This is a genomic window from New Jersey aster yellows phytoplasma (assembly GCF_002554195.1).
Taxonomy (GTDB): domain Bacteria; phylum Bacillota_I; class Bacilli_A; order Acholeplasmatales; family Acholeplasmataceae; genus Phytoplasma.
The window spans coordinates 1-6,470 of record NZ_MAPF01000046.1 but is presented as its reverse complement, the minus strand read 5'-3'; the positions used below and the strand labels follow the sequence as shown (position 1 = coordinate 6,470).

Genomic DNA, 6,470 nt, shown 5'->3' with positions numbered 1-6,470 from the left:
GCTAACTCTTAAGTTGGTCTTTTGTTGAAAAACTGATAAATATAATAATGTTGAAGAGTACGGTTTACATGGTAAATTAATTAAAAAAACTTTATCAGATGGCGTTTAGATGGAATATAATCCTATTAATTCAAAATTAATGAAACGTAAAATATTGATGATTCTATTGAAGAATTTGATGATAATGCAGAAAGATTTAAAGAAATAGATAAAAATGGTAAAGTTAAATATTTTAAAACTAAAATTTATAAAAATATTTCGGATTTTAAGAAATTATTTATTAATGATAAAGGTTTAGAAATAAATTTATTAGAATCTCGTATTTTAATTTAAAAGATTTAAAAGCTTCTGGATATACTTTGGAACAATTAATATCTTTTGGATATAGTTTGCAAGATTTAAAAGATGCTGGATATATTAGTATAGAAGAGTTTGAAAATCTTGGATATAATTTGTATGAATTGAGAACTATGGGATATATTAGTGTTTTACAAATAATAATTTTTTTCCCTTCATATGATTTAAATAAATTAAGAATTGCTGGATATATAAATTTTAGATAATAGAAAAGCATTCAAAGACGAGCAGAGCGAACTAGGCGGCCAGCCGAAGAACATTACAATTAATCCATAGAGAAAGGAGGTAAATGATGAAATTAAAAACCAAAATTTATCTCAGTTTTTTAGGATTTCTTCTGTTGGGGTTAATTATTTTATTAATTATAGGACTTTATCAAACTAATCAAACACCCAACAAAATTGGAAAAGTAACTAATCATCCCCAACTGGATTCAACTAAACAACAAGAATTTGATTAACAAATCATTAACCAACAAACAAAAATCCAAAAACTCCAACAGCAAGATCAACAATTAAAAACTCAAATCGAAACGAAAACTCAAAATTACACTGATATCATCCAAAAAATAAAAAATAGCCAAGAAGAATTAAAAGACAATCCATCTTTATCCCTTGAGATCAAAACCCAAAAACAACAACAATTAACGGAACTGAAAAATCAACAACAAACTCAACAAACCTTAGTCAATAATTTAATCGAACAAAGAAAAGCTTTAAACCAAAATGAAAAAGAAAAACAAGAAGAATTAGCAAAATTAGCTGAAGAAAAAACCCAATTACAAACTCAAGAAAATCTCCAACAACAAATTTTTCAATTAAATCAAGCTCTTAATTATGTCGAAGCTAATCAAAAAAATATCGAAGAATTAAAAACTAAAAAAGAAACCCAAAAAAATCAAACCGAATTAAAAAATTTAAATGCTTTTAATCTTTTCTTAACAGGTCAAAAACTTTATTTTACCAAACAAAAAACTAATTTAACCACTCAATTAAATCTCTTAAAAGCTAATAAACCTTTAGCAAATATTAAGCATAAAGTTACTTTTAAAGACGTTTGTGGAATGGAAAATGAAAAAGAAGAATTAGAAGATTTATTAACTTATTTTCAAAACAATCAATCTTTGATTAACTTTGATAAAATACGTCCGAAAGGCTATCTTTTATATGGACCACCAGGAACAGGTAAAACTTTTTTTAATCAAAGCTTTATGTGGTGAGGCTAATGTTCACTTTATTAACTTAATTCCTGCTAAATTAGACCAAAAAATACATTGGCGAAGGCAAAGCTGCCTTAGAAAAAATCTGGCAAGAAGCCGAAGAAAATGATAAAACAATTATCTTTATTGACGAAATCGATGGTTTACCTAACCGTAGTGATAAAAATACTTCCTCAGTCAGTGCCAATATTGTCAACACTTTATTAGATAAACTTGATGGATTTCAACGTTCTGATAAAAAAATTGTCTTAATGGGCGCCACTAACAACCTTGATAAAATTGATAGTGCTTTAAGGAGTCGTTTTAGTAAAGAAATCTATGTGGGTAATTTAAAAGATAGCGAAATTGAAGGTTATTTAAAACATAACATTATCCCTTATCAAATTAGTTATCATACTTTTTTAGCTTTAAAAGATATCGCCCAACTATGTCAAGGCAAAAAATTATCAAATAGGGATTTAACCACAATCATTGAAGAAGCCTACAAAAAACCGCTAAATGGCAAACTAAAAATTCTTTAAATCACGCAGTTATGTTACCTTCCGATCTGGAAGAAGCCTTAAAACTTAAATTAAAAATTAACCCTGATTATCAACAAACCAAACAACGCCGCGAAGCTTGTGAAAATCAATATTATCAATGGAGTCAAGGAATTAATCAATATTTAGCTAAATCCAAAGATGAAACTAAGATAGAATGTCACTACACCTTTGATGGTTTAAACGGGATTAACTATTACCGTCAACAACATTCTCAAACTAAAACTGATTTAGAAAATACAACAAAAAAATTAACCCAAATCCACCAAGAAAACAAAATCCTGAAAAATACGAACAAACAATCAAAGACAAAAACCAAGAAATCATTGATATTAAAAATAAAATGCAAAGATTAAAAACTAGAGAAGAAAAACTAAGAAAAGAATTACACCTTTGTGAAAATCGTATAAGTACCCAACCCGAACCTTCCAACCTAGCTATCTTCATCAAAAACCGCCATCCTTTCGACCGATGGAATAAAGATGGCGATACTTATAATCATACTACTTTAGACGGTTTCGACAGTGCATCTTTTGACGCAAAAGCCGACAGCCAATTATATTCTTACATTAACTTCGAAAAAAACAACACAAAGGCCCAGGTGATAACAAACTAATCCTTAAATACAAAGGCCCGAAACACTTCTTAGATGAAGACAAAGACTATTACCTTGGTGATGCTTTCGTTCACAATGAAAACTTCAAATTAACCCATTTCCACCTCCACTTCAATCCTATCCGTAAAACTTTATCCATCTTCAAAGATAAACATCATGTAAAACCTCAAAATAATAATTAAAAATAATTTCACCAACATTAAAAGACTCTAAATAGAGTCTTTTTTTATTTTAAAAAAACTTTTAAAACTAAAAGAAAGAGAGAAAAACTATGAATAAAAAAATAACAAAAAAAAAAAACTACAAAAAAATCAACGGGAAAAATAATCATTACTAAAAGAAAACCGATAACCGAACCTCCTAAAATAGTTATCGAAACACAAACTAAAAAAGAAAATTGGTTTCTTAAAATCTTAAAATCAATTATAAAAATAATCTTGTTTTTATTACCATTTATCCTAATCGGAGGGGCAATTTATTGGACACTTTTCAAATTCTTCCCTGAAGTTTTAGACCAGATCAACGCTTTTACCAGTGATGCTGTGACTAAAACTAAATCGTTATACGATAAAACTACTCAACCAATTCGTAAAGTTATCGAATATATCTATTATAAATTAACAGGTAATGATAAAGATCCTAATCACATTCCTTCGCCACAAACGAAATTAGATATTATTTAGCGACTACTTTAAGTGTGATCGGCATTTGTTTAGGATTAGGCAAAATCGGTAATTGGTTAAAAAGTGGGAAGAAAAAAACCATTAAAAAAGGAACTAAAACTATCATTCAAAAAAAGCTACTTCTAAAATAGCGAATGTCGGTGGTAAAATCCTTAAAATTGGTAGTAAAGCTTTATTTTGAGTTTCTTTAGCTTCAACTGCTTACGAACTTTACCAATTTTATCACGAAGAAACGAAAACTCCTAATCCACCACAACAATTAACTAATAAAATAGAAAATCCCCCAACACCCATTTTACAAGCACCAAATACAACTATTATCGAAAATGAAGAATCAACTTTAACTAATAATAACGAAATTAAAGAAGAAACAATAAAAAAGAAACACAAGAAACTAACGACATCGTAGATACAACAATTAACGAAAGTATAACTGATAACCTTAACAATCCCTGATAATGGTTCAGTTAATAAACCAACAACTGAACCAAAACATCTCCAACAAGAACAACTCCAACAAACACCACCACTTGGTGAGGAAATAAAAGAAACTAACAAAGTAAACGAAACTCACCAACAAACTCCTGAAGAATTACTCAAAGCCAAAAACTTATTAGAAATTCACCTCCAACAAGCAAAAATAAATAGTCTTAATTTAGAAACCCAAAAAGCTATTTTAGAACATGATTTAAATCAAAAACAACAAGAACTAGAAATTAATAAAACTCTATCGGAACAAGAAAAACAAGAACTTCAAAAGGAAATCAATCACCAAACCGATAAAATCCGTTCTAAAGAAAAGGAAATCTTTACCCAAGATCAAAAGATTAATCAACTAGAAACTGATCTGCACCAAGAAAAAACTCTCAACACGGAAAAGACCCAACAAATTAATCAATTAATCGAACAAATTAACGAACAACATCAAAATATGGAAAATCTCCAAAACCAACTCCAAGAACAAAAATCCTTAATCGAAACTAAAAACCAGGAATTAATAACTAATCAAGCTCTATCCGCACAAGAAAAACAAACCTTCCAAGATGAAATTAACCAATTAAACACTGAATTTCAACAAAAAGAAAAGGAATATCAAACGATCATCACTCAAAAAGACCAAGAAATAAGTCAATTAAACCAAATCATTAACCAACAAGCTGAAGAAATAAACCGTTTAAGCGACGAATTAGAACAACAAATCGATAAATGGGTACAACAAGGCCTACATATTCAAGCCCTTGAAGGAACAATCAAAGCTTTAGAAAATGCTTCAGGTAAATATATCGAAGAAAACGCTGAACTCCGTCATGAAATAAATAAACTCAAAGAACAAATAAAAGACGAACAAAAAAAACCCATGAAGCAACTAAAAAAACTTTGAAAGATAATATGAATAAATTAACCGACAAAACAGCAGAATACAACCAAACCAAAGAAATCATAGACAAACAAAAAACCTGGAAAGGTTCAATCCAACCTTTTACTACAAAAATTAAAGACGACGTAAACAAAAAAATCGATAAAGTAACTTCTTGGTTTCGTAAATGGTTTTAAGGTTAATTAAAAAGTTAAATATGTTAAAATACCTATATATTGAAAATTCTTCCAAAGGAATTAATAAACATGATCAAAATTAAAAAAATAAGCAAATGGTTTTTATTAATAATTATTTTAATCGTGGCAGCTTTTATTGGGTTTATCATCTTAACTGAAACAGGAGTCATCAAACTCCCTAAAGACCCAATTCCTACCTTTCAAGAAACTAAATCTGCTATCTTCAAAGAATGGGAAAGAAACAGATAGTCGTGGCAGAACCATTCCTATGATTCAAATTAAATATACTTTCGATGGACTTAATGGCATCGGTTATTATCACCAACAATTACAGATTAATGAAACTCAAATCTCAAAATTAAAACAAAAAATCGATTAAGAAATTAAAGGTAAAAACAATCCCTTTAAAATTCTTGAATTAAAAAACGAACTCGAAAATATCGGTATGGCTACTTATGGTGAAATTTTCTTTGACAAGATTGATCATAAATATCTTAATGAAAATAAAATATCATCTGTTAATAACGATAATATATCATATCGTCTAAATACCCAACCCGAACCTTCCAACCTAGCTATCTTCATCAAAAACCGCCATCCTTTCGACCGATGGAATAAAGATGGCGATACTTATAATCATACTACTTTAGACGGTTTCGACAGTGCATCTTTTGACGCAAAAGCCGACAGCCAATTATATTCTTACATTAACTTCGAAAAAAAACAACACAAAGGCCCAGGTGGTAACTACTTAATCCTAAAATACAAAGGCCCTAAACATTTCTTACAAGAAGACAAAGACTATTACCTTGGTGATGCTTTCGTTCACAATGAAAACTTCAAATTAACCGATTTTCACCTCCACTTCAATCCTATCCGTAAAACTTTATCAATCTTTAAAGATAAACACAACTATGATAAAACCCAAGAAGCTGAAAATAATAAAAGAACCAGCACTGACTGGTGATAAAAATTTAACAAGTTCCAATATTTTAAAATATAAAGGAATAAAAACAAAAGGAAATTTAATTAATGATTAAATTAAAAAATCAATTTAAAATAATAAGTATTTATTTATTTGTTTTATTAGGATTTTTTTAATTTTTAATACTAAATGTTTGCATGCTTTCCCTGGTATAGATTTAGACGCAAGAAAACATCAACTTGAAGAAGAAATAAATACTTTAATAATAGAATTAACTAACGTTTTTAATGATACTAATTTATAATCTCAAACACGTTTCAACAGAATTTCTTTAATTTCAAACAGAATAAATATTGTAGGAAATAATCTTCAAATGATAAATCAACAAATTTTTGCTCGAAACCAATAAAATCTAAAAATACAAATCAACCAAAATCAACCAAATAATCATAGAAGACGTTAAAATAATTTAAAGCATGTTTTATTTTTATTATAAATATCAAAAGGAAGGATTAATTAATGTTAATTAAAAAATACATTTAGTTAGAATAAATTTATTCTTTATTAGCTTAGGATT

General features: G+C 28.4%; 8 protein-coding genes and 1 pseudogene. 8 read left to right on the top strand and 1 reads right to left on the bottom strand.

Annotated elements, in window-relative coordinates:
- Positions 1-359: 359 nt before the first annotated feature.
- The 3 genes and pseudogenes from BBA70_RS01845 to BBA70_RS03950 all read left to right on the top strand — a co-directional run bounded on the left by BBA70_RS01845 (position 360) and on the right by BBA70_RS03950 (position 3,414).
- The gene (locus BBA70_RS01845; protein WP_252861551.1) at positions 360-563 is read left to right on the top strand and encodes a hypothetical protein; all 204 of its coding nucleotides are present in this window, start codon (positions 360-362) and stop codon (positions 561-563) included.
- A gap of 86 nt (positions 564-649) precedes the next feature.
- Positions 650-2,913 (top strand): annotated as a pseudogene (locus BBA70_RS03955) (AAA family ATPase).
- Positions 2,914-3,168: 255 nt separating this feature from the next.
- A complete protein-coding gene (locus tag BBA70_RS03950) occupies positions 3,169-3,414 on the top strand; it encodes a hypothetical protein (RefSeq protein WP_011412627.1) in 246 nt (81 codons plus the stop codon).
- Between the two features lie 222 nt (positions 3,415-3,636).
- Here the strand turns inward: BBA70_RS03950 and BBA70_RS03945 are convergent, their stop codons facing one another.
- Positions 3,637-3,972: a hypothetical protein gene (locus BBA70_RS03945; protein ID WP_011412626.1), complete on the bottom strand. Its 336-nt coding sequence runs from the start codon at positions 3,970-3,972 to the stop codon at positions 3,637-3,639.
- A 373-nt stretch (positions 3,973-4,345) separates the two neighbouring features.
- On the opposite strand from BBA70_RS03945, the gene BBA70_RS01810 reads away from it, so the two are divergent.
- The 5 genes from BBA70_RS01810 (at position 4,346) to BBA70_RS03940 (ending at position 6,069) form a co-directional block, all read left to right on the top strand.
- Positions 4,346-4,795, top strand: coding sequence for a hypothetical protein (locus BBA70_RS01810; protein ID WP_252861549.1), 450 nt, complete (start codon positions 4,346-4,348; stop codon positions 4,793-4,795).
- The gene (locus BBA70_RS01805; protein ID WP_011412624.1) at positions 4,792-4,968 is read left to right on the top strand and encodes a hypothetical protein; all 177 of its coding nucleotides are present in this window, start codon (positions 4,792-4,794) and stop codon (positions 4,966-4,968) included. Before BBA70_RS01810 ends, BBA70_RS01805 begins: the two co-directional genes overlap by 4 nt.
- Before the next feature lie 69 nt (positions 4,969-5,037).
- Positions 5,038-5,217 carry a hypothetical protein gene (locus BBA70_RS01800; RefSeq protein ID WP_041639843.1) on the top strand — a complete coding sequence of 60 codons (180 nt, stop codon included), beginning with the start codon at positions 5,038-5,040 and terminating at the stop codon, positions 5,215-5,217.
- A 196-nt stretch (positions 5,218-5,413) separates the two neighbouring features.
- Entirely contained in the window at positions 5,414-5,935 is a 522-nt protein-coding gene (locus tag BBA70_RS01795; RefSeq protein WP_011412622.1) for a hypothetical protein, read from the top strand.
- A 65-nt stretch (positions 5,936-6,000) separates the two neighbouring features.
- Entirely contained in the window at positions 6,001-6,069 is a 69-nt protein-coding gene (locus BBA70_RS03940) for an SVM family protein (protein WP_425312273.1), read from the top strand.
- Positions 6,070-6,470: the final 401 nt, after the last annotated feature.

Bases quoted from the DNA above. Each gene is read 5' to 3' on its own strand.
- BBA70_RS01810 (WP_252861549.1), top strand. From the start codon at position 4,346: ATGGAAAATCTCCAAAACCAACTCCAAGAACAAAAATCCTTAATCGAA.
- BBA70_RS01800 (WP_041639843.1), top strand. From the start codon at position 5,038: ATGATCAAAATTAAAAAAATAAGCAAATGGTTTTTATTAATAATTATT.
- BBA70_RS01795 (WP_011412622.1), top strand. From the start codon at position 5,414: ATGGCTACTTATGGTGAAATTTTCTTTGACAAGATTGATCATAAATAT.